Below are 26,290 nucleotides of genomic sequence, written 5' to 3'. Positions count from 1 at the left end.
ATTGCGATGAAATTATCTTACGTAACAACCGGCCTGCTGCTGGCGGGCCTGATGACAGGCTCTGCGCTGGCGGCGGATAAAATCGTGATCGCCCACCGCGGCGCGAGCGGCTATCTGCCGGAGCATACGCTCCCGGCGAAGGCGATGGCCTATGCCCAGGGCGCGGATTATCTGGAGCAGGATCTGGTGATGACGAAGGACGACCAGCTGGTGGTCCTGCACGATCACTATCTGGACCGCGTGACGGATGTGGCGGAGCGTTTCCCGGACCGCGCGCGCAAAGATGGTCGTTTCTACGCCATCGACTTCACGCTGGCGGAGATCCGCTCTCTGAAGTTTACCGAAGGCTTTGAGATTGAAAACGGCAAGAAGGTGCAGGTCTATCCGGGACGCTTCCCGATGGGCAAATCTGACTTCCGGATCCATACCTTCCAGGAAGAGATTGAGTTTGTTCAGGGGTTGAACCACTCAACCGGTAAAAATATCGGTATCTACCCGGAAATCAAAGCGCCGTGGTTCCACCATCAGGAAGGGAAAGACATCGCCGCGAAAACGCTGGAGGTGCTGAAGCAGTATGGCTACACCACCAAGAAGGACAAAGTTTACCTGCAGTGCTTTGATGCCGCCGAGCTGAAGCGCATCAAAACCGAGCTGGAGCCGAAAATGGGGGTGAACCTCAATCTGGTGCAGCTGATTGCCTATACCGACTGGAATGAAACCCAGGAGAAACAGCCGGACGGCAAGTGGGTGAACTATAACTACGACTGGATGTTTAAGCCGGGCGCGATGAAGCAGATTGCGCAGTACGCCGACGGCATCGGGCCGGATTACCACATGCTGGTGGCGGAAGGATCCACCCCGGGTCACGTGAAGCTGACGGCGATGGTGAAAGAGGCGCACGCCAGCAAGATGCAGGTCCACCCGTATACGGTGCGTGCAGACCAGCTGCCGCCATATGCCACGGATGTGAATCAGCTTTATGAGGTGTTGTATAACCAGGCGGGCGTGGAGGGGCTGTTTACCGATTTCCCGGATAAAGCGGTGACGTTCTTAAAATAGAAAAAGGGCCGGAAGGCCCTTTTTTACATCTCGATCTCAATATCGCCTTTTGCCCGGCAGCAGCAGGGCAAAATTTCCCCTTCGTTGATAAAGGCCAGCGGCTCGGTCAGCCAGTCCACCTGGCCTGCGACCAGACGGCAGCGGCAGGAGCCGCAGTAGCCGGAACGACACTGGTACTCTACTTCTACCTGATGTGCCTCAAGCGCCACCAGCAGAGAAGGGTGCTCCTCCCGACACAGCACCTCAGTGCCGGAAAGACGTAGCGTGACGCGTGACATCAGAGCTGGAAGTTACTCAGGTCGTCGGTGTTGACTTCAGAATCAATCTGACCGACCAGATAAGAGCTGACTTCCACTTCCTGCGGCGCAACCTGCACGTTATCGGACACCAGCCAGGTGTTGATCCACGGGATAGGGTTAGAGCGCGTCTGGAACGGCAGGTCGAGGCCAACAGCCTGCATGCGGATGTTGGTGATGTACTCAACGTACTGGCACAGGATGTCTTTGTTCAGGCCAATCATGGAGCCGTCGCGGAACAGGTAGTCTGCCCACTCTTTCTCCTGCTGAGCCGCCAGCACGAACAGGTCGTAGCACTCCTGCTTGCACTCTTCAGCGATTTCCGCCATCTCCGGATCGTCCGTACCGCTGCGCAGCAGGTTCAGCATGTGCTGGGTACCGGTCAGGTGCAGGGCTTCATCACGAGCGATGAGACGGATGATTTTGGCGTTGCCTTCCATCAGCTTGCGCTCGGCAAAGGCGAAGGAGCAGGCAAAGCTCACGTAGAAGCGGATCGCTTCCAGCGCGTTAACGCTCATCAGGCACAGGTACAGCTGCTTTTTCAGCGCGCGCAGGTTCACGGTAACGGTTTTACCGTTCACGTTGTGCGTACCTTCGCCCAGCAGATGCCAGTAGCTGGTCATCTCGATCAGCTCGTCGTAGTAATGGGCAATGCCTTCCGCGCGCTTTTGGATCTGCTCGTTGGTGACGATATCGTCAAACACCACCGCCGGATCGTTCACAATGTTGCGGATGATATGGGTGTAAGAGCGGGAGTGGATTGTCTCGGAGAACGCCCAGGTTTCCACCCAGGTTTCCAGCTCAGGAATGGAGATCAGCGGCAGCAGCGCCACGTTCGGGCTACGGCCCTGAATGGAGTCCAGCAGCGTCTGGTACTTCAGGTTGCTGATGAAGATATGTTTTTCGTGATCCGGCAGCGACTGGTAATCAATACGGTCGCGGGAGACGTCCACTTCTTCCGGGCGCCAGAAGAAGGAGAGTTGCTTTTCAATCAGCTTTTCGAAGATGTCATATTTTTGCTGATCGTAGCGTGCCACGTTGACCGGCTGGCCGAAGAACATCGGCTCTTTGAGCTGGTCGTTTTTCGTCTGTGAAAAGGTGGTATATGCCATGAGTGTGTCCTGTCTTACGAAATAAAGGCGGGGATATCCCCGCCCTTCATTAGATCTTACATGCGCCGCTTTCGCAGCCATCGTCCTGAATTGACGGTACCAGGTCGTCCTGCGCGTCTTCCGCACCATCACGGGTGTTGTGATAGTACAGCGTTTTCACGCCAAATTTGTAGGCGGTGAGCAGGTCTTTCAACAGCTGCTGCATCGGTACCTTGCCGGACGGGAAGCGCGTCGGGTCATAGTTGGTATTGGCAGAGATCGACTGGTCGATAAACTTCTGCATGATACCCACCAGCTGCAGGTAGCCGTCGTTGTTTGGCATTTCCCACAGCAGCTCGTAGTTATTACCCAGCGTTTCGTAATCCGGTACCACCTGACGCAGGACGCCGTCTTTCGACGCTTTGATGCTGACGTGGCCGCGCGGTGGTTCAATACCGTTGGTGGCGTTAGAGATCTGCGAAGAGGTCTCGGACGGCATCAGGGCAGAGAGCGTAGAGTTGCGCAGGCCATGGGTCTTAATGGACTCGCGCAGACCTTCCCAGTCGAGGTGCAGCGGTTCGCTGACGATCGCATCCAGGTCTTTCTTGTAGGTGTCGATCGGCAGAATGCCTTTCGCGTAGGTGGTTTCGTTGAACCACGGGCACGCGCCTTGCTCTTTCGCCAGCTCGTTAGAGGCCTTCATCAGGTAGTACTGAATCGCTTCGAACGTCTGGTGCGTCAGGTTATTAGCGCTGCCGTCGGAGTAACGCTTGCCGTTTTTCGCCAGCCAGTAGGCGAAGTTGATCACGCCGATACCCAGGGTACGGCGGCCCATCGCACCGCGTTTAGCGGCCGGGATTGGGTAATCCTGGTAGTCCAGCAGAGCGTCGAGCGCGCGAACCGCGAGCACGGCCAGCTCTTCCAGCTCATCCAGGCTCTTAATTGCGCCCAGGTTGAACGCGGACAGCGTACACAGCGCGATTTCGCCGTTTTCGTCGTTCACGTCTTCCAGCGGTTTGGTTGGCAGGGCGATCTCCAGGCACAGGTTAGACTGGCGCACTGGCGCAACCACCGGATCAAACGGGCTGTGGGTGTTGCAGTGGTCCACGTTCTGGATGTAAATACGACCGGTAGAGGCACGTTCCTGCATCATCAGGGAGAACAGGTCTACCGCCTTCACGCGCTGCTTGCGGATGCTGTCGTCTTTTTCGTATTTGGTGTACAGACGCTCGAACTCGTCCTGATCGGCAAAGAACGCGTCATACAGGCCCGGAACGTCGGACGGGCTGAACAGGGTGATGTCTTCGCCCTTCAGCAAACGGGTGTACATCAGCTTGTTGATCTGCACGCCGTAGTCCATGTGACGCACGCGGTTGCCTTCCACGCCGCGGTTGTTTTTCAGAACCAGCAGGCTTTCCACTTCCAGATGCCACATCGGGTAGAACAGGGTCGCAGCACCGCCGCGCACGCCGCCCTGAGAGCAGGATTTTACTGCCGTCTGGAAGTGTTTATAGAACGGGATACAGCCGGTGTGGAACGCTTCACCGCCGCGAATCGGGCTGCCCAGCGCACGGATGCGACCGGCGTTGATGCCGATACCGGCACGCTGGGAAACGTATTTCACGATGGCGCTGGAGGTGGCGTTGATGGAATCCAGGCTGTCACCACACTCGATCAGTACGCAGGAGCTGAACTGACGGGTTGGGGTACGCACGCCAGACATGATTGGCGTCGGCAGAGAAATCTTGAACGTGGATACCGCATCGTAGAAACGCTTCACGTATTCCAGACGGGTGTCACGCGGGTAGTTAGAGAACAGGCAGGCGGCCACCAGAATATAGAGGAACTGGGCGCTTTCGTAGATCTCACCGGTTACACGGTTCTGAACCAGGTATTTGCCTTCGAGCTGCTTCACCGCCGCGTAGGAGAAGTTCATGTCGCGCCAGTGATCGATAAACCCGTTCATCTGCTCGAACTCTTCTTCCGTATAGTCTTCCAGCAGATGCGTGTCGTATTTACCCAGCTCAACCATTTTCACCACGTGATCGTAAAGCTTCGGCGGCTCAAACTGGCCGTAGGCTTTTTTACGCAGGTGGAAAATCGCCAGACGTGCAGCGAGGTACTGATAATCCGGTGCTTCGCGGGAGATGAGGTCTGCCGCTGCTTTAATGATTGTTTCGTGGATATCAGACGTTTTGATGCCGTCGTAGAACTGAATGTGGGAACGCAGTTCGACCTGGGAGATAGATACGTTGTTCAGTCCTTCTGCTGCCCAGTCGAGAACTCGATGGATTTTGTCCAGATTGATACGCTCGGTAGTACCGTCGCGCTTTGTCACCAGCAGACTCTGATTCATGTGGGTTTTACCTGTCCGTGAAATAAAAAATATCCCCCGTTTATCCACAGATCCGCCTTGTGACTAACTCTGTGGATAAATACTACATGTAGGGGGTTTGCGATAAGAAAAACGCTATATGGTGAGTATTCTAGTATCGAATCTTTTCAGCACAAGGGTTGATTTTGGCGTTAATTTGAGGTTGTGAAAGGGTAAAAAAGGCTAAGTCCTCGTACCGTAAGGCCTGGAAGACATGTCAATAATTAAGAAAAAAAATTCAAAATTTGATCGAGTGCTGATTTCTTCAACGGGAGGTCAGAATTGCGCAACATGATGTCGCGCAATCTTTATAAGAATAACGAATGACGTTAGTCGTTTTTGGCAGTTGTATGCAACATATAGTTAACATCAACGCCCGGTGCGAGTTTGAATTTATTGGTCAGCGGATTGTAGTGCAGGCCGGTGATGTGCTGCTCTTTGAGCCACGTCTGGTCAACCCAGCCTAACAGCTCCGCAGGCTTGATGAATTTCTTCACGTCGTGCGTCCCTTTCGGCACCATGTGCAGCACATACTCCGCGCCGACGACGGCCATCAGCCAGGCTTTACCGTTACGGTTGATGGTTGAGAAGAAGACCTGGCCGCCCGGTTTCACCAGTTTTGCACAGGCGTGCACCACCGACTGCGGATCGGGAACGTGCTCCAGCATCTCCATGCAGGTCACCACATCGTACTGATGGGCGTGTTTTGCCGCGTGCTCTTCCACGGTTTCCTGCACGTATTCCACCTGTATGCCGGACTCCAGCGCGTGAAGGCGGGCCACCTGAAGAGGTTCAAAGCCCATATCCAGGCCAGTAACATTCGCCCCTTCGCGCGCCATGCTCTCAGCCAGGATGCCGCCGCCGCAGCCGACGTCGAGCACTTTCTTACCGAACAGACCGCCGGAACGCTCCGCGATATAGCCCAGACGCAGCGGGTTGATGCGATGCAGCGGTTTGAACTCACCTTCGAGATCCCACCAGCGGGACGCCACCGCTTCAAATTTGGCAATCTCTTCGTGGTCAACGTTGTGAGCCACCGGGGATTTTTCGGCATTCATGGGCGCTTTTACTCCTTATTTAGCAAGACAAAGGAGTATATCAGGCAATCCCCGTGAATAAAGCGTATAGGTTTACCTCCATCACCTCGGCTGTGTTATAATTTGCGACCTTTGAATCCGGGATACAGTAGAGGGATAGCGGTTAGATGAGCGACCTTGCGAGAGAAATTACACCGGTTAACATCGAGGAAGAGCTGAAGAGCTCCTATCTGGACTATGCGATGTCGGTCATTGTTGGCCGTGCGCTGCCGGACGTCCGCGATGGCCTTAAGCCGGTACACCGTCGCGTACTATACGCCATGAACGTATTGGGCAATGACTGGAATAAAGCCTATAAAAAATCTGCCCGCGTCGTCGGTGACGTCATCGGTAAATATCACCCGCATGGTGATACCGCCGTTTATGACACCATCGTTCGTATGGCGCAGCCATTCTCCTTGCGCTACATGCTGGTAGATGGTCAGGGTAACTTTGGTTCAGTCGACGGCGACTCCGCTGCGGCGATGCGTTATACGGAAATCCGTATGTCGAAAATCGCTCATGAGCTGATGGCCGACCTGGAAAAAGAGACCGTTGATTTCGTCGATAACTACGACGGCACCGAGCGCATCCCAGATGTGATGCCAACCAAGATCCCGAACCTGCTGGTTAACGGTTCGTCCGGTATCGCGGTCGGTATGGCAACCAACATTCCGCCGCACAATATCACCGAAGTGATCAACGGCTGCCTGGCCTATATCGACGATGAAGACATCAGCATTGAAGGGCTGATGGAACACATCCCGGGCCCGGACTTCCCAACGGCGGCGATCATCAACGGTCGTCGCGGTATTGAAGAAGCGTACCGCACCGGCCGCGGCAAGATTTACATCCGTGCCCGCGCCGAAGTGGAAGCGGACGCTAAAACCGGCCGTGAAACCATCATTGTTCACGAGATCCCGTATCAGGTGAACAAAGCGCGTCTGATTGAAAAAATCGCCGAGCTGGTAAAAGAAAAACGTGTTGAGGGCATCAGCGCGCTGCGTGACGAGTCTGACAAAGACGGTATGCGCATCGTGATTGAGATCAAACGCGACGCGGTGGGTGAGGTTGTGCTGAACAACCTGTACTCCCAGACTCAGCTTCAGGTCTCCTTCGGTATCAACATGGTTGCGCTGCACCATGGTCAGCCGAAGATCATGAACCTGAAAGAGATCCTGAGCGCGTTCGTGCGTCACCGCCGTGAAGTGGTGACCCGCCGTACCATCTTCGAACTGCGCAAAGCGCGCGACCGTGCGCACATCCTTGAAGCGCTGGCGGTTGCGCTGGCCAACATCGACCCGATCATCGAACTGATCCGTCGTGCGCCAACCCCGGCGGAAGCGAAAGCCGCCCTGATTTCCCGTCCGTGGGATCTGGGTAACGTCGCCGCGATGCTGGAACGTGCGGGGGATGACGCAGCGCGTCCTGAGTGGCTGGAACCTGAGTTCGGCGTGCGCGACGGCCAGTACTACCTGACTGAACAGCAGGCCCAGGCGATTCTGGATCTGCGTCTGCAGAAACTGACCGGCCTTGAGCACGAAAAACTGCTCGACGAATACAAAGAGCTGCTGGAACAGATTGCTGAACTGCTGCATATCCTGGGCAGCGCAGAGCGTCTGATGGAAGTGATCCGTGAAGAGCTGGAGCTGGTCCGCGACCAGTTCGGCGATGCGCGCCGCACCGAAATCACCGCGAACAGTTCTGATATTAACATTGAAGATCTGATCAACCGCGAAGACGTGGTGGTCACCCTGTCTCACCAGGGCTATGTGAAGTATCAGCCGCTGACCGACTACGAAGCACAGCGTCGTGGCGGTAAAGGCAAATCTGCGGCACGTATTAAAGAAGAAGACTTTATTGACCGCCTGCTGGTGGCGAACACCCATGACACGATCCTCTGCTTCTCCAGCCGCGGTCGTCTGTACTGGATGAAAGTCTATCAGCTGCCGGAAGCAAGCCGCGGCGCGCGTGGCCGTCCAATCGTTAACCTGCTGCCGCTGGAAGCGAACGAACGTATCACCGCCATCCTGCCGGTACGCGAGTACGAAGAGGGCGTGAACGTCTTTATGGCGACCGCCAGCGGTACCGTGAAGAAAACCGCGCTGACCGAATTCAGCCGTCCGCGTTCTGCCGGTATTATCGCCGTGAACCTGAACGAAGGCGACGAGCTGATCGGTGTGGATCTGACCTCGGGTTCTGATGAAGTCATGCTGTTCTCTGCGGCCGGTAAAGTGGTGCGCTTTAAAGAGAACGCCGTTCGTGCAATGGGCCGTACCGCGACGGGCGTTCGTGGTATCAAACTGGCTGGCGAAGACAGCGTTGTTTCTCTGATTATTCCGCGCGGTGAAGGGGCAATCCTGACCGTGACGCAGAATGGTTACGGTAAACGTACGGCGGAAGGGGAATACCCAACCAAGTCTCGCGGCACGCAGGGCGTTATCTCTATCAAAGTGACCGAGCGCAACGGTTCCGTTGTGGGCGCGGTGCAGGTAGACGATGCCGACCAGATCATGATGATCACCGATGCCGGTACGCTGGTGCGTACCCGCGTCTCTGAGATCAGCGTGGTGGGGCGTAACACCCAGGGCGTGATCCTCATCCGTACAGCGGAAGATGAAAACGTGGTGGGTCTGCAGCGCGTTGCTGAGCCGGTGGATGACGAAGAGCTCGATTCCATCGACGGTAGCGTTGCGGAAGGCGATGATGATATCGCGCCGGAAGCCGACACCGACGATGACGTAGCGGATGACGCTGACGAGTAATGTCTCCTGATGCAAAAAAGGGCCGGATTCCGGCCCTTTTCTTTTGCACAAGCAGATAAGTCAACGTTGCGACCTGGCGCGTTTACCGCTACCTTAACCACATTCTTTTGACCCCGACGGCGGAGCCTCGCCCCCTTGAAATACCTCGTCTCCTTTCGTACTACGCTGAAAGTTTCTCGCTACCTGTTTCGGGCGCTGGCGCTCTTGCTTTGGCTGCTGGTGGCCTTGTTCTCGGTGTTTTACATCGTTAACGCGCTACACCAGAAAGAAGCGGAGATTCGCCAGGAGTTTAACTTAAGCTCCGACCAGGCCCAGCGCTATATTCAGCGAACGTCTGACGTGATGAAGGAGCTGAAGTATATTGCCGAAAATCGTCTGACGGCGGAAAACGGCATCCTTGCGCTTCGCGGGCGCAACGACAAAACCGAAGTCCCGGACTTCCAGCCGCTGTTCCCGGACTCCGATTGCTCCACCATGAGCAATACCTGGCGCGGGTCGCTGGAATCCCTTGCCTGGTTTATGCGCTACTGGCGCGACAATTTCTCCGCCGCCTATGACCTGAACCGCGTCTTCCTGATTGGCAGTGAAAATCTCTGCATGGCTGATTTTGGCCTGCGCGACGTGCCCGTTGAGCGTGACGATGCGCTGAAAAGCCTGCATGAACGAATTGTGAAATACCGCAATGCGCCGCAGGACGAGCGCGGAAATAACATTTTCTGGGTGAGCCAGGGCCCGCGTCCGGGCGTGGGTTATTTCTACGCCCTGACGCCGGTATATCTGGGCAATCGCCTGCAGGCGCTGCTGGGGATTGAGCAGACCATTCGCATGGAAAACTTCTTCACCCCGGGCAGTCTGCCTATGGGGGTGACCATTCTGGATGAGAACGGTCATCAGCTGATCTCACTCGCCGGGCCGGATAACCGGTTAAACGTCGAACCGCACTGGATGCAGGAGCGGTCGTGGTTTGGCTATACCTCGGGCTTCCGCGAGCTGGTGCTGAAGAAGAGTCTGCCGCCTTCGTCGCTGAGTATTGTCTATTCGCTGCCGGTGGATATGGTGCTTGAGCGGATACGCATTCTCATCATGAATGCGATTCTGCTGAACCTGATCGCGGGCGGGGCGCTGTTTACCCTGGCGCGCATGTATGAGCGGAAAATCTTTATTCCGGCCGAAAGCGACGCCCAGCGGCTGGAGGAACACGAGCAGTTTAACCGGAAGATTGTTGCCTCGGCGCCGGTGGGGATCTGCATTCTGCGTACCCAGGACGGAACCAACATCCTGAGTAACGAGCTGGCGCATAACTACCTGAACATGCTGACGCACGAAGACCGACAGAGGCTGACGCAAATTATCTGCGGTCAGCAGGTTAACTTTGTCGACGTGCTCACCAGCACGCACACCAACCTGCAGATCAGCTTTGTGCATTCCCGCTATCGCAATGAAAACGTGGCGATTTGCGTGCTGGTGGATGTCTCCGCGCGTGTGAAGATGGAAGAGTCGTTGCAGGAGATGGCGCAGGCCGCGGAGCAGGCCAGCCAGTCGAAATCCATGTTCCTTGCCACCGTCAGCCACGAGCTGCGTACGCCGCTGTACGGGATTATCGGTAACCTCGACCTGCTGCAGACCAAAGAGTTGCCGAAAGGGGTCGACAGGCTGGTGACGGCGATGAACAACTCTTCCAGCCTGTTGCTGAAGATCATCAGCGATATTCTCGACTTCTCTAAAATCGAGTCTGAGCAGCTGAAAATCGAACCGCGGGAGTTCTCGCCTCGCGAGGTGATGAACCACATCAGCGCCAACTATCTGCCGCTGGTGGTGCGTAAACAGCTGGGGCTCTACTGCTTTATTGAACCGGACGTGCCGCTGACGCTGCACGGCGATCCGATGCGCCTGCAGCAGGTCATTTCTAACCTGCTCAGCAACGCCATTAAATTCACCGATACCGGCTGTATCGTGTTGCACGTCTGCCGGGCGGGGGATTACCTGAGCATTCGCGTGCGCGACACGGGTGTCGGCATCCCGGCGAAGGAAGTGGTCCGCCTGTTCGATCCGTTCTTCCAGGTCGGGACCGGCGTGCAGCGTAACTTCCAGGGCACCGGACTGGGGCTGGCGATTTGTGAGAAGCTCGTCAGCATGATGGACGGTGATATTTCCGTGGATACCGAGCCCGGCATGGGCAGCCAGTTCACCATCCGTATTCCGCTCTATTCGGCGCAGTATCCGGCAAAAGCGACGGTGGACGGGCTGAGCGACAAGCGCTGCTGGCTGGCGGTGCATAACGCCTCGCTGAATGATTACCTGACGGCGCTGCTTGCCCACAGCGGCGTGAGGGTGTGCCGCTATGAAGGCCAAACGCCGGACGTGGACGATGTGCTGATCGCCGACGAGATGCCGGAGCAGCCGTGGCAGGGGAGAGGGTCGGTGCTCTTCTGCCGTCGCCACATCGGCATTCCTGTCGAGCGCGCGCCTGGTGAATGGGTACACAGCGTCGCAACGCCGCACGAGCTGTTGAGCCTGCTGGCGCGCATCTACAAAGTGGAGCTGGAAGAGCGCGACGGCGCGGGCGGATTGCCGTCACCGGAGTCTCTGGCGTCGGTGAATGACGATATGATGATTCTGGTGGTGGATGACCATCCGATTAACCGTCGCCTGCTGGCAGACCAGCTTGGATCGCTGGGCTACCAGTGCAAAACCGCCAATGACGGCGTGGATGCGCTGAATGTGCTGAGTAAAAATCATATTGATATCGTGCTTAGCGACGTCAACATGCCAAACATGGACGGCTACCGTCTGACGCAGCGCATCCGTCAGCTTGGCCTGACGCTGCCGGTAGTGGGCGTAACGGCGAACGCGCTGGCGGAAGAGAAACAGCGTTGTCTGGAGTCAGGCATGGACAGCTGTCTGTCGAAACCGGTGACGCTGGACGTGCTGAAGCAGACGTTGTCGATTTACGCGGATCGCGTGAGAAAAACCAGAATATAAAAAAGGCCCACAAGGGCCTTTTCGCTTTTCAACCCTCTCACCGTGGGAGAGGGACGGGGTGAGGGCCTCAGGCCGCACACCCGTCCGGGATCAATCCTTGTCCGATGCGCTCAGCGTAACGGAGGAGAGATAGTTCAGCAGGGCAATATCATTGTCCACGCCCAGCTTCATCATCGCTGATTTCTTCTGGCTGCTGATGGTTTTAATGCTGCGGTTCAGCTTCTTGGCAATCTCGGTTACCAGGAAACCTTCTGCAAACAGGCGCAGAACTTCACTCTCTTTCGGGGACAGGCGTTTGTCACCGTAGCCACCCGCGCTGATTTTTTCCAGCAGACGAGAGACGCTCTCAGGCGTGAACTTCTTGCCTTTCTGCAGCGCAGCGAGCGCTTTTGGCAGATCGGTCGGGGCGCCCTGTTTCAGCACAATCCCTTCAATGTCCAGATCCAACACCGCGCTCAGGATCGCCGGGTTGTTGTTCATGGTCAGAACAATGATCGAAATATCCGGGAAGTGACGTTTAATGTATTTGATGAGCGTGATCCCATCACCGTACTTGTCCCCAGGCATAGAGAGATCGGTAATGAGCACGTGCGCATCAAGCTTTGGGAGGTTATTGATCAGTGCTGTAGAGTCTTCAAATTCACCGACTACATTCACCCACTCGATCTGTTCAAGTGATTTGCGAATACCGAACAGTACAATCGGATGGTCATCGGCAATAATTACGTTCATATTGTTCATGTATAAGGCTACCTTGCTACAGCAAGCTTTTGACGTAGGCGTCAATGTCGCTGATGTATTTTTCAATGCCAGAGGCATCTTTCTCACGAATTAGATGTTCCAGCGTTTCACATAACTGCTTGCCGGGAACCAGATTAAGCATGGCAAACACCCCTTTAAGCCGGTGTGCTGTCTGTGCCAGCGCTGCAAAATCGTTCGCAGCGGACTCAGTATACAACCGCTTAACATCATCTGGTACTGTATCAACAAAGAGTGAATAGTATCCGCTGGCGTGAAGCTCGGCATTTTCATTGCCGCCTAACGGTGACTCCGTTATCTCTTCCTGCGCCAGCTGCTCTTCTATTAGTTGTAGTACAGCTTCCTGCATCGCATTGCTTATATTAAAGTTGACGCGCAGCTGGCCAGGGCCGATTTTCCGCACGCCTGACTCATCATCGCTTAAAAGCAAGCCGGAGGCAGTAAGATTAGACGGATTATCAGTTAAAAACAGATCAAATTCTTGACTTGCAAGTCTTTCATCCGGCGTGATGCAGGCCGCTCCCCAGTTTTCTAACTGACGAACGACAATATTGCGGATCTCGTTCGAGGTCACATCGACCATCACCACCACATCATCCAGCAGACGTTCCTCATCTTCTTCCTGCGGATTGGCCGCCATTTTCACGTGCAGAGAATAGCGGGTGCCGAGTGATTCACGGGCTTTGATATTCAGGTGGCCGCCGAGCTTACGCGCCAGCTGATCGCACAGCCAGAAGGTCAGAGCATTGGCCTTGCCGTAGCGATCGCTCTGCGTGTCATTCAGGAACGGGAAGTGCAGATTATCAATTTCGCTCGTTGTGACGCCTTCCCCGGTGTCCAGAATGCGGAACGTCAGACGGTCTTCTGCCGACTCCTCGGTGCTGACTTCAAGGGTGATCTTGCCGATCTGCGTGGTGGTTACGGCGTACTGAATAATCATCAGCAGAATGCGGCGCAGCGCTTCGCGATCGCCGTGGCGTTCGTCATTCGCAGGGAGATTGTTATTGATCAGCAGCTGCAGCCCTTTGCGTTTGATGACGGGCAGCACTTCCGGCACCACTTCATCGATCAGATCCTGAATGGAGAAGAGGGCAGGCGTTCCCTTCCAGAAATCATTCTCCAGCATGTTCGCCAGCTGGATCTCATCAACCATTCTGACCAGCGAATCGGCCTGGCAGGCAAGCTGGTGGCTTTCAGAGGTGTTTAGCGCGGCCGCCTGGGTCGCCAGCGTTTTTAACGGCTGCTTGAAGGCATCGCCAATGTTCTGCATAAATGCGGCGCGCCCCTGCTGGTTTTTCTCGTACAGCCTTTGCGCCTGCTTGAGCTTCTTATTGACCAGCACTTCGCGATCCTGATCGCGAATAATGAAGATTTGCGTGCGGGGAGCCACCTGGCTGCGGAACTGACGGATCTCGTACAGTTCATTGTTGATGGTGGCCTGAATCACCCCCTGGTGCTGATCCGCCATGGTGGTGATGTTCTGCAGGTTAAGATGCGGCAGCAGATGGTCGGCAATTTTGTTGCTCATTACCGTACGATTCGCCTCCTGGTCGTGAACCAAGACCCCAAGCGGTAGCACGGAAACAATCTCTTCATTCAGCGCGCGTAATACGCGCAGCTCATTGCTGGTGCCGGCCGGAACCGCAGAGGCGTCGCTCTGACGCCCCGTCTGGAAACGGAAGGTGCTATAGCCAAACAGCGCCAGCGCCAGCAGACCGATATTCAGCAGCAGAGGCAGCAGGATATTTTGCAGGGTGTCGAGCAACAGCGTGCCAAAGGGCACCTGCCACACCAGGCGCATACCGGTCGAATTCAGCGATGAGGCAATTTCGATTTTCGAGCCGTTAAAGGAGATCGATACGCTCTCTGCGGCCTCTTTGTCAGACGCCGCACGCATGTTCTGGGTGCTGCTGTCTGGCTCCAGGCGGAAGCTGTCGAGCGGCATATCCGGCGGGATTAAATCATTAATCGGTAAATCGAAGGCCACTACCGTCGCCAGATGTCCTGGCTGGTTGAACGTGGTACGCAGGGTAAAATAATGGCCGTTTTGCCAGGCCAGACGACGCAGGGAAGAGAAACTCTCACGTTCATCAAGGGCGTTCGCCTGCTGCAGCATCTCTGCCCGGCGGGAATCGACGATGCTGCCCACGGTTGTCTCTTTAAAGCCGGACGAGAGATCTTTTAACGGCAGCGTTGAGATCAGGATCATGCTGTTATCCTGACCGTTCAGATAATACATCGACCACGGTACCGTTTCGGCACCCCAGAGGGTATCCAGATAGGTAGAAATACGCTGCGTCATCTCAAGCGTCGCGCTGTCGTGAGAGCCAAAGATAAGAGCTTCGGTCTTACGCTGCGGTTTTTCGAGGTAGTAGACGTCCTGCTTCAGCCGCGTCTCCTGAAGTCCATCTCCGGACGATGAGGTCGGGGCAGCCGCGATATTGTCGTAAATCTGCCAGGTGGCGTAGCGCCAGGTGTCTATGCGCTTGTGCACGGCATGGGTGATATCAACGACCTGATAGCTCTTATCCTTCAGCCAGGCGTTAACCGCGCTTTGTACCATCACCCCCATGGTGACTAACAGCACAACGATCAAAAGAAGAAAGAAACGAGTGATGCTCCCGGGGAGAAGGGAGAATTTGCTCGGGGCGGTAGTTTCAGTCTGACTCATTGATATCTTTAACCCGTTATGGTCGTGCTCTGTGGCGATAGGGCAGTATAAAGGGTAATAATTGAATTTCCAGCGCGACTGTCCGGGAAGAGGCGACTTTTTCTCCGGACAATATCGGCGGCGGGGAGTGCAGAAAACATGTACAAACTCGCCATGCGCGTACAAATAATCAACCCACGCCGTCAATAAATAGCACGAATTAACAAGAAATTAAGTTTTGCCCCAATTTATGCACTTCGAAGGATATCCGACGAGAATTTAGTTAATAGTCGTTACAATTACGGTGCGGTAGCACAAAAAAAGAGAAGTTACGTAAAGAAAGGTAAAAAAAAACCGAATGCGGAGCATCCGGTTCAATTAGGGATAAACAGACATTCAAAACTGAATGACGGTAATAAATAAAGTTAATGATGATAGCGAGTATTATTTTAGAGATTAGCTGCGATCTTGTTTTGTCATTCAGTGCTGTAACGAATTTTATTGTAACTTTCTGATATTTATAGGGTGATTTTTCTGTTTGATTATAAGTGCTAATTTTCTAAGCTATTTGTGCTTTGTAAAAGTTCCTTGATATTTACATTTTGAAACATGTTGATAGATAAATGAAACATCTTCAAAGTTTTCGTATCATATTCGCATTGGATTATTCTGTAATTTTGAGGAGAATGAAATTGCCGACTGGTTAATGAGGGTTAACCAGTAAGCAGTGGCAATTATAAGGCATATAACAGAGGGTTAATAAAATGAAAGTTAAAGTACTGTCCCTCCTGGTACCAGCACTCCTGGTGGCAGGCGCAGCAAATGCGGCCGAAATTTATAACAAAGATGGCAACAAATTAGATCTGTACGGCAAAGTCGATGGTCTGCACTATTTCTCTGACGACAAGGGTGCCGACGGCGACCAGACCTACATGCGTCTTGGCTTCAAAGGCGAAACTCAGGTTAACGATCAGCTGACCGGTTACGGCCAGTGGGAATACCAGATCCAGGGCAACACCTCAGAAAGCGAAAACGATGCCTGGACGCGTGTGGCGTTCGCGGGTCTGAAATTCGCTGACGCGGGTTCTTTCGATTACGGTCGTAACTACGGCGTAATCTACGACGTAACCTCCTGGACCGACGTTCTGCCAGAATTTGGCGGCGATACCTACGGCGCAGACAACTTCCTGCAGTCCCGTGCTAACGGCGTGGCGACCTACCGTAACCAGGACTTCTTCGGTCTGGTGGATGGTCTGAACTTTGCCCTGCAGTATCAGGGTAAAAACGGCAGCGTAAGCGGTGAAAACGTCGGTGGCCGTAGCCTGCTGAAACAGAACGGCGACGGCTACGGTGCATCCGTGACCTATAACCTGGGTGAAGGTTTCAGCGTAGGTGGTGCGATGTCCTCCTCCAAACGTACCGCCGATCAGAACGGCGCAAGCGTTTACGGTCATGGCGACAACGCAGAAGTCTACTCTGGTGGCCTGAAATACGATGCCAACAACATCTATCTGGCAGCGCAGTACTCTCAGACCTACAACGCAACCCGTTTCGGTACCTCTAACGGCAGCAGCCCGACTACCGCTTACGGCTTCGCTAACAAAGCGCAGAACTTCGAAGTGGTTGCTCAGTACCAGTTCGACTTCGGCCTGCGTCCATCCGTGGCTTACCTGCAGTCTAAAGGGAAAGACATCGAAGGTTACGGCGATCAGGATCTGCTGAAATATGTTGATGTGGGTGCGACTTACTACTTCAACAAAAACATGTCCACCTACGTGGATTACAAAATCAACCTGGTTGATGAAAATGAATTCACCCGTCAGGCGGGTATCGGTACTGACGATATCGTCGCGCTGGGCCTGGTTTACCAGTTCTAATCGCTTCACCGTGTGACGTAAGGGGCCTGATGGCCCCTTTTTTGTGCCTCCCGGATTCTCACAACTCACCCGTTTTGGTGTACTCTTGCCGCCCTGGCATGAGGATAATAATGAATGGACATGACTTTTTTACGCGCCAGCTTTCTGGCTATGCTTTTTTTCCTGACCGCGTGTAACGATCTCACACCCGTGGCGAAAACCGACGCACCCGCCGCGACGGTGCTCGAAGGCAAAACGATGGGCACCTTCTGGCGCGTCAGCGTGATGAACCTCGATAAAACACGTACAGATGAGCTTCGCGGCAAAATCCAGGCACAGCTGGACGCCGACGATCAGCTGCTCTCAACCTATAAAAATGACTCGGCGCTGATGCGCTTTAACCTCTCCACCAGCACCTCCCTGTGGCCGGTGAGCGAGGCGATGGCCGATATCGTGACCGAATCCATACGCGTGGGTTACAAAACCAACGGGGCGATGGATGTGACCGTCGGCCCTCTGGTGAACCTCTGGGGATTTGGCCCGAATAAACAGCCGGTGAAGACGCCCGAACAGGCTGCCATTGATGACGCCCGCGCCCGGACGGGGCTGCAGCATCTGACGGTGATCAATCAGTACGGGCAACAGTACCTGCAAAAAGATATCCCCGATCTGTTTGTCGATCTGTCGACGGTAGGGGAAGGCTATGCGGCGGATCATCTTGCTGCACTGATGGCGCAGGAAGGCATTTCACGTTATCTGGTCTCGGTGGGCGGCGCGTTGGTCAGCCGGGGCATGAACGCCAGCGATAAGCCGTGGCGCGTAGCGATTCAAAAGCCGACCGATCGGCAAAATGCCGTGCAGGCGATAGTGGATATCAACGGACATGGCATCAGTACTTCCGGAAGCTACCGTAACTATTACGAGCTTGACGGGAAGCGTATTTCGCACGTGATTGATCCGCAGACCGGGCGTCCTATCACGCATAACCTGGTCTCGGTGACGGTCATCGCCCCCACCGCGCTGGAAGCGGATGCCTGGGATACCGGATTAATGGTTCTTGGCCCGGAAAAAGCCAAAGAGGTGGTCCGTCAGGAAGGGCTGGCGGTTTATATGATCGTTAAAGAGGGCGACGGGTTTAAAACCTGGAGCTCGCCGCAGTTCAACAGTTTCCTGGTCAGCGACAAAAATTAAAAAGCAAGGTTGCGGGTTTTTTATCACTGGCGCTCAGGCACGCTCTATGTATGCTTACATGAGGAGCCGATAATGAGAAACCCGACCTTTACTACCGATGAGGATCGCTGGCAGGCCGTGCTGGCCCGCGATCCGCGCGCTGACGAGCGGTTTGTCTTCGCCGTGCAGACCACGGGGATTTTCTGCCGCCCGTCATGCCGCGCCCGCCACGCGCTGCGTAAAAACGTCCGCTTTTATCCCGATGCCCACCACGCCGTTCAGGCAGGATTTCGCCCGTGCAAGCGCTGCATGCCGGACAAACGCGATCCGCAGGCGCAGAAGCTGGCAAAAGTGGAACACGCCTGCCGGCTTCTGGAGCAGGATCCTGCGTTAACCCTGGAGAGGCTGGCGCAGCAGGTCGCCATGAGTCCTTTCCATTTTCACCGTCTGTTTAAGTCCGTGACCGGCATGACGCCAAAAGCCTGGCAGCAGGCGGCGCGAGGCCAGCGCCTGCGCAACGCGCTTGCGCAGGGAGACAAAATTACCGACGCCGTGTTGGCGGCGGGGTTTCCCGACAGCAGCAGCTATTATCGTAAAGCCAACGACGCGTTGGGCATGACGGCGAAGCAGTACCGCAAAGGGGATGTGGCCGTGCGATATGCCATTAGCGACTCTTCGTTAGGACGCTGTCTGGTGGCAGAAAGCGAGCGGGGGATCTGCGCGATCCTGTTGGGTGACAGCGATGAAAAATTAGCCGAAGAGCTTGCCGCGCAATTTCCAAAAGCAGAGCTTGCGCCGCTGGAAGAGGGTTTCGCGCGTCGGGTCCAGCAGGTGATTGTCAGTATTGATAACCGCGACGTACCGCTTGCGCTGCCGCTGGATATTCGCGGAACCGCGTTCCAGCAGCGCGTCTGGCAGGCTCTTCGCAACATTCCCTGCGGCGAAACGGCAAGTTACCGGCAGGTGGCGCAGGCGATTGGCCAGCCCAGTGCGGTACGCGCCGTTGCCGGAGCCTGTGCGGCAAACACGCTGGCGATTGTGATCCCCTGTCATCGCGTGGTTCGTAACGACGGCGCGCTGTCGGGTTACCGTTGGGGGACGGCGCGAAAAGCGCTATTACTGAAACGTGAGGCGAAACGCCAGGAGGGATAATGCTCGATCTTTTTGCGGATGCTGAACCCTGGCAGGAGCCGCTTGCGCCGGGGGCGGTGATCCTGCGCCGCTTTGCGCTCTCCCGTGCGGCGGCGCTGCTGGCCGGTATTGACGAGGTGACGGCGGTTTCGCCGTTTCGCCATATGGTGACGCCGGGCGGCTACACCATGTCGGTGGCCATGGCCAACTGCGGGGAGCTGGGCTGGGCGACGAACGAGCGGGGCTATCTGTATGCCCCGAACGATCCCGCGACCGGCCAGCCGTGGCCACCGATGCCCGCGGTCTTTCAGGCTCTATGTCACGAGGCCGCCGTGGCAGCGAAGTATCCTGATTTCCGGCCGGATGCCTGCCTGATCAACCGCTACGCCGTCGGTGCGAAGCTCTCGCTGCATCAGGACAAGGATGAACCCGATCTGCGCGCGCCTATCGTCTCGGTATCGTTAGGTCTGCCCGCCGTCTTCCAGTTTGGGGGATTACGTCGCAACGACCCGCTCAAGCGCATCATGCTGGAACATGGCGATGTGGTGGTGTGGGGCAGGGAGTCGCGGCTTTACTATCACGGCATTCAGCCGCTGAAGCCCGGGGTTCACCCGCTCACGGGCGAGTACCGTTTCAACCTGACCTTCCGTCAGGCGGGGCACAGTAAACTAAAATAAGAATTATTCTTGATGTACACGCAGGGCAGTTTACACTGCTGGCTGATTTTTATTGTCCGGATTGCCTGCATGCAACTACTTCTCCTCGTCTGGCGTCAGTATCGCTGGCCCTTCATCGCAGTAATGGCGTTAAGCCTTGCCAGCGCCGCGCTGGGTATTGGCCTGATCGCGTTTATTAACGTGCGGTTGATTGAAATGACCGACACTTCGCTCTCCGTTCTGCCGGAGTTTCTCGGCCTGCTGCTCCTTTTGATGGCGGTGACGCTCGGTTCCCAGCTTGCGCTGACCGCGCTCGGACACCATTTCGTTTTCCGTTTGCGCAGTGAGTTTATCAAGCGGATCCTCGATACCCAGGTTGAGCGCGTTGAGCAGCTCGGCAGTGCATCCCTGCTGGCGGGGCTGACCAGCGACGTGCGCGCCATTACCATCGCTTTCGTGCGTCTGCCGGAACTTGTGCAGGGGATCATTCTGACCTTTGGCTCGGCGGCCTATCTCGCCTGGCTCTCCAGCAAAATGCTGGCGGTGACCGCCCTGTGGATTGCGATCACCATCTGGGGCGGCTTTATGCTGGTGTCGCGCGTCTATAAACACATGGCGGTGCTGCGCGAGACCGAAGATAAGCTTTATAACGATTACCAGACGGTGCTGGAAGGGCGCAAAGAGCTCACCCTGAATCGCGAGCGCGCCGAGCATATCTTTAATCATCTCTATATCCCGGACGCGCGCGAATACCGTCATCACATCATTCGCGCCGATACCTTCCACCTGAGCGCGGTTAACTGGTCAAACATTATGATGCTGGGGGCGATTGGCCTGGTATTCTGGATGGCGAACAGCCTGGGCTGGGCGGACACCAACGTAGCGGCAACCTACTCGCTGACGCTGCTGTTTTTGCGTACGCCGCTGCTCTCGGCGGTCGGTGCGCTGCCCACCCTGCTGAGTGCGCAGGTGGCATTTAATAAGCTCAAAAAATTCGATCTCGCGCCGTTTAAAGCTGAATTCCCGCGCCCGCAGGCCTTCCCGAACTGGCAGACGCTGGAGCTGCGTAACGTCACGTTCCGCTATCAGGACAGCGCCTTCTCCGTGGGGCCGGTCAACCTGACGATCCGCCGCGGTGAACTGCTGTTCCTCATCGGCGGCAACGGCAGCGGTAAATCTACGCTGGCGATGTTGCTGACCGGGCTCTATCAGCCGCAGTCGGGCGAGATTTTGCTGGATGGCACGGCGCTGAGCGCGGAGAAACCCGAGGATTACCGCAAGCTTTTCTCGGCGGTGTTCACCGACGTCTGGCTGTTCGATCGGCTGCTGGGGCCGGAAGGGCAACAGGCCAATCCTGCGCTGGTGGAAAAATGGCTGGCGCAGCTGCAGATGTCGCACAAGCTGGAGTTACAGGACGGGAAGATCCTCAATCTGAAGCTTTCCAAAGGGCAGAAAAAGCGCGTGGCGCTGCTGCTGGCGCTGGCGGAAGAGCGTGACATCATCCTGCTGGACGAGTGGGCTGCGGATCAGGATCCGCATTTCCGCCGCGAGTTTTATCAGGTGCTGCTGCCGCTGATGCAGGAGATGGGCAAAACCATTTTCGCCATCAGCCACGACGATCACTACTTCATTCATGCTGACCGCCTGCTGGAGATGCGCGACGGCAAGCTGAGCGAGCTGACCGGTGAAGAGCGCGATGCGGCCTCGCGTGACGCGGTAGCGCGCACGGCCTGATGCCCTCACCCTGACCCTCTCCCACAGGGAGAGGGGATAGATCGTGGCCGTAATGACGCTTTTTTCTCCATCCCGCCCCGTTGTTTATTCTTATTTACATATCCCCGCGCTATGCTTAACCCCAACTCATTTAATGGATTTATGATTGATGTCGGTATTAAAGAAAAACAGCGCCAGGCAGCGTGACCAGGAGCGCGCGCGACTCATCTGGCTTCTCACGACCGATAAAGCGGTCACTTCTACGCTATTAGGCAAACTCACCCTGGCTGAGCAATATGATGTCGGCACCCTGGCCGACGATATTGCTGAGGTAGGTGCGCTGGTTGCTCATTTACCCCCGCCGGATCTGGCGGATACCCTTGAAGCGCTTCCCTCGGAAGAACGTCACGCCCTGTGGCGTCTGGTGCAGGATCATGAGCGCGGGCAGGTGCTGCTTGAGGCCTCTGAGAACGTCTGGGACGACCTGATCGACGAGATGAGCGACCGGGATATTCTCGACGCTCTGCAAACCCTGGATATCGACGAGCAGATTTACCTCGTTCAGCACCTGCCGCGAAACCTGACCGGTCGCCTGCTGGCGTCACTGCCTGCGGAGGAGCGGGCGCGCGTGCGTCAGGTGATGCACTACGAGAAAAACAGCGTCGGCGCGATCATGGAGTTCGGCGTTATCACGGTGCGCCCGGACGTGACGCTCGGTACCGTGCAGCGCTACCTGCGTCGCCTGGGCAAGATGCCGGACAACACCGATAAACTGTTTGTCACCTCCCGGGATAAAACCCTGCTTGGCGAACTGGAGCTGAAAACTATCCTGCTCAACAGCACCCAGCGAAAGGTGAGCGAGGTGATGGAAAACGAGCCGATGGTCTTCTCCCCTGAAGACGACGCGGAGAAAGCGGCGCGTACCTTCGAGCGTGACGACCTCGTCAGTGCCGCCGTCGTGGATTCCGTCGGCAAACTGATGGGGCGTCTGACCATCGATGAGATCGTTGATGTGGTCTACGAAGAAACCGACAACGACCTGCGTGCGCTCGGGGGGATCAGCGCGGAAGATGATGTCCATGCCTCCGTGGGCAAGGCGGTGAAAACGCGCTGGGCGTGGCTGGCCATTAACCTCTGTACCGCGTTTATCGCCTCCCGGGTGATTGACGGTTTTGAACACACCATTTCACAGCTGGTGGCGCTGGCCTCGCTGATGCCGATTGTCGCAGGGATTGGTGGTAACACCGGAAACCAGACTATAACCATGATCGTTCGCGCCCTTGCGCTGGAAAATATTCAGCCCGGTAACTTTTCGTGGCTGATTTTCAGAGAGATGGGCGTCGCGCTCATCAACGGCCTGGTGTGGGGCGGGATTATGGGCGGCATCACCTGGTGGCTGTACGACGATATGGCCCTGGGCGGCGTGATGATGCTGGCGATGGTGCTGAACCTGCTGGTAGCGTCGATAATGGGCGTGATTATCCCGCTGACCATGACCAAACTGGGGCGCGACCCCGCGGTGGGGTCGAGCGTGATGATCACCGCCATCACCGATACCGGCGGTTTCTTTATTTTTCTTGGGCTGGCGACGGTTTTTCTTCTTTAAGCCGACGCTTAATGCGGGCGGGGAGGAGTGCCATAACGATAATCCCGCCCAGCACGCCAATCGCCAGATTGCCGGTGGATACCGTGGCGGCAACCGTGACCAGCATGACGACCGTTTCTGCTATCGGGGCCGTTTTCACCGTGGCCGGCTGAAGGCTGTGCCAGCTGAAGGTTTTGACGGCGACAATCGCCATAATACCCGCCAGCACCGCCATCGGGATTTTGGCCATCACGTCGCTGAGCGCCGTCACCAGGATCAGTAGCACAATGCCCGCCGCAATCGTTGAAATGCGGCTTCGACCTTTCCCCATCTCCACGTTGACGATGGTTTGTCCGATCATCGCGCAGCCTGCAATCCCGCCATAAAATCCGGCCAGAATATTGCCGACGCCTAATCCAATGCTTTCGCGGCGTTTACCTGACGGTGTCGAGGTCAGCTCATCCACCAGCTTTGCCGTCAGCAGGGATTCCAGCAGGCCGACAAACGCGATGCTCAGCGCGCACGGCCAGATAATGCTCAGCGTCTGCACATTGAGCGGGACCAACAGCTCGGTAAGCCCCGGCAAACCGCCGCTCATGGAGCCTTCATCGCCCACGGTCGGCAGGATTTGGCCGGTTGAAACGGTGAACAAGGTTAACAGCACAATCGCAATCAGCGGGGAAGGGATGCTTTTGATATAGCGCGGCACCCACAGCACGATCAGCAGCGTCAGCACGAACAGGCCCACAATCAGCGGGCTTCGGCTCCAGAAATGCGGCACCTGAGCGAAGAAGATCAAAATGCCCAGGGCGTTAACAAACCCGGTCATGACCGACTGGGGAATAAAGCGCATCAGCTTTGCCATGCCCAGTACGCCAAACAGAATCTGAATTACGCCCGCCATCAGCACGGCGGGAAGAATGTACTGTACGCCGTGCTGATGCACCATCGGGCCAATGACCAGCGCCACGGAGCCGGCCGCTGCCGTGACCATCGCGGGGCGACCACCGAGTACAGAAAGGGCAAGACACAGCACCACGGAGGCGATCAGGCTGACCTTCGGGTCAACGCCCGCCACCACCGAAAATGAGATGACTTCGGGGATCAGCGCCAGGGCGGTGATCACCCCTGCCAGCGTTTCACGCGTCAGCAGCTTAGGGGAACGCAGCACGTTGGCTACGCGGTCTTCGGGGGATACAGCAGAATGGGGTAGGGACATAACAGTTCGCTGGTTAGGGCAGGCTTCCGTGCGCGCGATCACAAAACGCCACATACTAGCCAGTAAAACCGCGCTTTACCAGACGCATCGCTAATTCCTCACAAACAATCCATCATTAAATTTCACAATTACAATAATTTCGTAACCTTTAAACAATATTTAAAAGTTGTTACCGTGCCCCCGCAGCTTTTTTCACCTGCAATTTCCACGCATCAAGCACTTTTACACTAAGGCATAAATTATGAAAAAAATGACTGCCATGCTCTTTTCTCTGGCCGTGGGGCTTAATACCGTCTCCATGGCGGCGAAAGCTGACGCACCAAAAGAGCAGGAAACGGACGTCCTTTTAATTGGTGGCGGTATCATGAGCGCCACGCTGGGAACCTATCTGCAAGAACTGCAGCCGGACTGGTCTATGACCATGGTCGAGCGCCTTGATGGCGTCGCGCAGGAGAGTTCGAACGGCTGGAATAACGCCGGTACCGGCCATTCGGCACTCATGGAACTGAACTATACGCCGCAGAAAAAGGACGGTTCCATTAGTATCGAGAAGGCGGTCGAGATCAACGAAGCATTCCAGGTTTCTCGCCAGTTCTGGTCTCACCAGGTCAACAGCGGCGTGCTGCACGATCCGCACTCGTTTATCAACACCGTGCCGCACATGAGCTTTGTGTGGGGTGAGCAGAACGTTAACTTCCTGCGCGCGCGCTACGCCGCATTGCAGCAGAGCACGCTGTTCCGCGGGATGAAATACTCTGAAGACCACGCGCAGATTAAAGAGTGGGCTCCGCTGGTCATGGAAGGTCGTGACCCGAACCAGAAAGTGGCGGCGACCCGTACCGAAATTGGTACCGACGTTAACTACGGTGAAATTACCCGTCAGCTGGTGACGTCTCTGAAGAAAAAAGAGAACTTCAACCTGCAGCTCAGCACCGAAGTGCGCGGTTTCAAGCGCAACGCGGATAATAGCTGGAGCGTGACCGTTGCCGATCTGAAAAACAACGAAGCCGAGCACGTCATCAAGGCGAAGTTTGTCTTTATCGGTGCCGGCGGCGCGGCGCTTAAGCTGCTGCAGGAGTCCGGTATTCCGGAAGCTGACGACTACGCGGGCTTCCCGGTGGGCGGCCAGTTCCTGGTGTCCGATAATCCGGAAGTGGTGAATCGTCATCTGGCAAAAGTGTACGGCCAGGCTTCCGTTGGCGCACCGCCGATGTCTGTTCCGCACATTGACACCCGTATGCTTGACGGCAAACGCGTGGTGCTGTTTGGGCCGTTCGCAACCTTCTCCACTAAATTCCTGAAAAACGGCTCTCTGTGGGATCTGCTCAGCGCCACGACCACCTCTAACGTCAAGCCGATGATGGACGTGGGTCTGGATAACTTCGACCTGGTGAAATATCTGATTAGCCAGGTGATGCTCTCTGACGACGACCGTTTCGAGGCGCTGAAAGAGTACTATCCGCAGGCGAAGAAAGAAGACTGGCGTCTGTGGCAGGCGGGTCAGCGCGTTCAGATCATCAAGCGCGATCCGAAAGAGGGTGGCGTGCTGCGTCTGGGTACTGAAGTGGTAAGCGATAAGGATGGCACCATCGCCGCGCTGCTGGGCGCGTCGCCGGGTGCGTCGACCGCTGCGCCAATCATGCTGCACCTGATGGAAAAAGTGTTTAAAGATAAAGTCGCCAGCCCGGAATGGCAGGCGAAGCTGAAAACCATTATTCCATCCTACGGCACGAAGCTAAACGGCAACGTGAGCGCGACGGAGCAGGAGCTGGAATACACCAGCCGCGTACTGCAGCTGCAGTACATCAAACCGCAGGCTGCGGACGCTGCGCCAAAAGCGGAGCTAAAGCCTCAGCCGGAAAACAAACCGGTTGCGGATATCGCGCTGTAAGGTAAAAGCAAAACGGT

The 26,290-nt window shown here is 55.9% G+C and carries 17 protein-coding genes; 10 read left to right on the top strand and 7 right to left on the bottom strand.

Features of this window, described 5'->3' with window-relative positions:
• The first annotated feature begins 6 nt into the window (after positions 1-6).
• On the top strand, positions 7-1,059 hold the full coding sequence (glpQ, locus tag F0320_RS14885; RefSeq protein ID WP_126329770.1) for a glycerophosphodiester phosphodiesterase: 1,053 nt from the start codon (positions 7-9) through the stop codon (positions 1,057-1,059).
• A 23-nt stretch (positions 1,060-1,082) separates the two neighbouring features.
• Here the strand turns inward: glpQ and yfaE are convergent, their stop codons facing one another.
• From yfaE to ubiG, 4 genes are all read right to left on the bottom strand, one after another.
• On the bottom strand, positions 1,083-1,337 hold the full coding sequence (gene yfaE / locus F0320_RS14880; protein ID WP_023294104.1) for a class I ribonucleotide reductase maintenance protein YfaE: 255 nt from the start codon (positions 1,335-1,337) through the stop codon (positions 1,083-1,085).
• Positions 1,337-2,467 (bottom strand): class Ia ribonucleoside-diphosphate reductase subunit beta, encoded by a 1,131-nt coding sequence (gene nrdB, locus F0320_RS14875; protein WP_045888629.1) that lies wholly within the window; start codon positions 2,465-2,467, stop codon positions 1,337-1,339. Before nrdB ends, yfaE begins: the two co-directional genes overlap by 1 nt.
• 49 nt (positions 2,468-2,516) lie before the next feature.
• A complete protein-coding gene (nrdA, locus tag F0320_RS14870; protein WP_045402753.1) occupies positions 2,517-4,802 on the bottom strand; it encodes a class 1a ribonucleoside-diphosphate reductase subunit alpha in 2,286 nt (761 codons plus the stop codon).
• A gap of 347 nt (positions 4,803-5,149) precedes the next feature.
• Positions 5,150-5,878: a bifunctional 2-polyprenyl-6-hydroxyphenol methylase/3-demethylubiquinol 3-O-methyltransferase UbiG gene (gene ubiG / locus F0320_RS14865; protein WP_126329768.1), complete on the bottom strand. Its 729-nt coding sequence runs from the start codon at positions 5,876-5,878 to the stop codon at positions 5,150-5,152.
• A gap of 146 nt (positions 5,879-6,024) precedes the next feature.
• Here ubiG and gyrA point away from each other — a divergent pair, with 146 nt between their 5' ends.
• Entirely contained in the window at positions 6,025-8,661 is a 2,637-nt protein-coding gene (gene gyrA, locus F0320_RS14860) for a DNA topoisomerase (ATP-hydrolyzing) subunit A (RefSeq protein ID WP_039263204.1), read from the top strand.
• A gap of 135 nt (positions 8,662-8,796) precedes the next feature.
• Positions 8,797-11,643 carry a two-component system sensor histidine kinase RcsC gene (gene rcsC / locus F0320_RS14855; protein ID WP_047652548.1) on the top strand — a complete coding sequence of 949 codons (2,847 nt, stop codon included), beginning with the start codon at positions 8,797-8,799 and terminating at the stop codon, positions 11,641-11,643.
• 90 nt (positions 11,644-11,733) lie between these two features.
• Here the strand turns inward: rcsC and rcsB are convergent, their stop codons facing one another.
• Positions 11,734-12,384: a response regulator transcription factor RcsB gene (rcsB, locus tag F0320_RS14850; protein WP_006176468.1), complete on the bottom strand. Its 651-nt coding sequence runs from the start codon at positions 12,382-12,384 to the stop codon at positions 11,734-11,736.
• A gap of 16 nt (positions 12,385-12,400) precedes the next feature.
• The gene (gene rcsD / locus F0320_RS14845) at positions 12,401-15,073 is read right to left on the bottom strand and encodes a phosphotransferase RcsD (protein ID WP_058841535.1); all 2,673 of its coding nucleotides are present in this window, start codon (positions 15,071-15,073) and stop codon (positions 12,401-12,403) included.
• Positions 15,074-15,816: 743 nt separating this feature from the next.
• Here rcsD and F0320_RS14840 point away from each other — a divergent pair.
• The 6 genes from F0320_RS14840 (at position 15,817) to mgtE (ending at position 23,184) form a co-directional block, all read left to right on the top strand.
• On the top strand, positions 15,817-16,929 hold the full coding sequence (locus F0320_RS14840) for a porin OmpC (protein ID WP_047652546.1): 1,113 nt from the start codon (positions 15,817-15,819) through the stop codon (positions 16,927-16,929).
• Positions 16,930-17,043: 114 nt separating this feature from the next.
• Positions 17,044-18,099 carry an FAD:protein FMN transferase ApbE gene (gene apbE, locus F0320_RS14835; protein WP_126329766.1) on the top strand — a complete coding sequence of 352 codons (1,056 nt, stop codon included), beginning with the start codon at positions 17,044-17,046 and terminating at the stop codon, positions 18,097-18,099.
• A gap of 72 nt (positions 18,100-18,171) precedes the next feature.
• The gene (ada, locus tag F0320_RS14830) at positions 18,172-19,230 is read left to right on the top strand and encodes a bifunctional DNA-binding transcriptional regulator/O6-methylguanine-DNA methyltransferase Ada (protein WP_126329764.1); all 1,059 of its coding nucleotides are present in this window, start codon (positions 18,172-18,174) and stop codon (positions 19,228-19,230) included.
• Positions 19,230-19,886, top strand: a complete 657-nt coding sequence (gene alkB / locus F0320_RS14825) for a DNA oxidative demethylase AlkB (RefSeq protein ID WP_126329762.1) — start codon at positions 19,230-19,232, stop codon at positions 19,884-19,886. Before ada ends, alkB begins: the two co-directional genes overlap by 1 nt.
• 69 nt (positions 19,887-19,955) lie before the next feature.
• Positions 19,956-21,599, top strand: a complete 1,644-nt coding sequence (locus F0320_RS14820) for a multidrug ABC transporter permease/ATP-binding protein (RefSeq protein ID WP_047652739.1) — start codon at positions 19,956-19,958, stop codon at positions 21,597-21,599.
• A gap of 148 nt (positions 21,600-21,747) precedes the next feature.
• A complete protein-coding gene (gene mgtE / locus F0320_RS14815; RefSeq protein ID WP_126330826.1) occupies positions 21,748-23,184 on the top strand; it encodes a magnesium transporter in 1,437 nt (478 codons plus the stop codon).
• On the opposite strand, the gene F0320_RS14810 is transcribed toward mgtE, so the two are convergent.
• The gene (locus tag F0320_RS14810; RefSeq protein WP_126330824.1) at positions 23,147-24,436 is read right to left on the bottom strand and encodes a SulP family inorganic anion transporter; all 1,290 of its coding nucleotides are present in this window, start codon (positions 24,434-24,436) and stop codon (positions 23,147-23,149) included. The two genes, mgtE and F0320_RS14810, sit on opposite strands and share 38 nt — an antisense overlap.
• A gap of 187 nt (positions 24,437-24,623) precedes the next feature.
• On the opposite strand from F0320_RS14810, the gene mqo reads away from it, so the two are divergent.
• On the top strand, positions 24,624-26,273 hold the full coding sequence (gene mqo / locus F0320_RS14805; protein ID WP_023344564.1) for a malate dehydrogenase (quinone): 1,650 nt from the start codon (positions 24,624-24,626) through the stop codon (positions 26,271-26,273).
• Positions 26,274-26,290: the final 17 nt, after the last annotated feature.

Origin of the sequence: Enterobacter dykesii, assembly GCF_008364625.2 — a bacterium.
GTDB lineage: Bacteria > Pseudomonadota > Gammaproteobacteria > Enterobacterales > Enterobacteriaceae > Enterobacter > Enterobacter dykesii.
Note: the sequence above shows the minus strand (reverse complement) of the source record. Positions and strands in the feature narration are given on the sequence as shown.

What these genes read in the sequence shown, in the direction of transcription:
- ubiG (WP_126329768.1), bottom strand. Translation starts at nt 5,878, where the DNA reads ATGAATGCCGAAAAATCCCCGGTGGCTCACAACGTTGACCACGAAGAG.
- glpQ (WP_126329770.1), top strand. Translation starts at nt 7, where the DNA reads ATGAAATTATCTTACGTAACAACCGGCCTGCTGCTGGCGGGCCTGATG.
- nrdB (WP_045888629.1), bottom strand. Translation starts at nt 2,467, where the DNA reads ATGGCATATACCACCTTTTCACAGACGAAAAACGACCAGCTCAAAGAG.
- apbE (WP_126329766.1), top strand. Translation starts at nt 17,044, where the DNA reads ATGGACATGACTTTTTTACGCGCCAGCTTTCTGGCTATGCTTTTTTTC.
- mqo (WP_023344564.1), top strand. Translation starts at nt 24,624, where the DNA reads ATGAAAAAAATGACTGCCATGCTCTTTTCTCTGGCCGTGGGGCTTAAT.
- rcsD (WP_058841535.1), bottom strand. Translation starts at nt 15,073, where the DNA reads ATGAGTCAGACTGAAACTACCGCCCCGAGCAAATTCTCCCTTCTCCCC.
- F0320_RS14810 (WP_126330824.1), bottom strand. Translation starts at nt 24,436, where the DNA reads ATGTGGCGTTTTGTGATCGCGCGCACGGAAGCCTGCCCTAACCAGCGA.
- ada (WP_126329764.1), top strand. Translation starts at nt 18,172, where the DNA reads ATGAGAAACCCGACCTTTACTACCGATGAGGATCGCTGGCAGGCCGTG.
- gyrA (WP_039263204.1), top strand. Translation starts at nt 6,025, where the DNA reads ATGAGCGACCTTGCGAGAGAAATTACACCGGTTAACATCGAGGAAGAG.
- F0320_RS14840 (WP_047652546.1), top strand. Translation starts at nt 15,817, where the DNA reads ATGAAAGTTAAAGTACTGTCCCTCCTGGTACCAGCACTCCTGGTGGCA.
- yfaE (WP_023294104.1), bottom strand. Translation starts at nt 1,337, where the DNA reads ATGTCACGCGTCACGCTACGTCTTTCCGGCACTGAGGTGCTGTGTCGG.
- alkB (WP_126329762.1), top strand. Translation starts at nt 19,230, where the DNA reads ATGCTCGATCTTTTTGCGGATGCTGAACCCTGGCAGGAGCCGCTTGCG.
- rcsB (WP_006176468.1), bottom strand. Translation starts at nt 12,384, where the DNA reads ATGAACAATATGAACGTAATTATTGCCGATGACCATCCGATTGTACTG.
- mgtE (WP_126330826.1), top strand. Translation starts at nt 21,748, where the DNA reads ATGTCGGTATTAAAGAAAAACAGCGCCAGGCAGCGTGACCAGGAGCGC.
- nrdA (WP_045402753.1), bottom strand. Translation starts at nt 4,802, where the DNA reads ATGAATCAGAGTCTGCTGGTGACAAAGCGCGACGGTACTACCGAGCGT.
- F0320_RS14820 (WP_047652739.1), top strand. Translation starts at nt 19,956, where the DNA reads ATGCAACTACTTCTCCTCGTCTGGCGTCAGTATCGCTGGCCCTTCATC.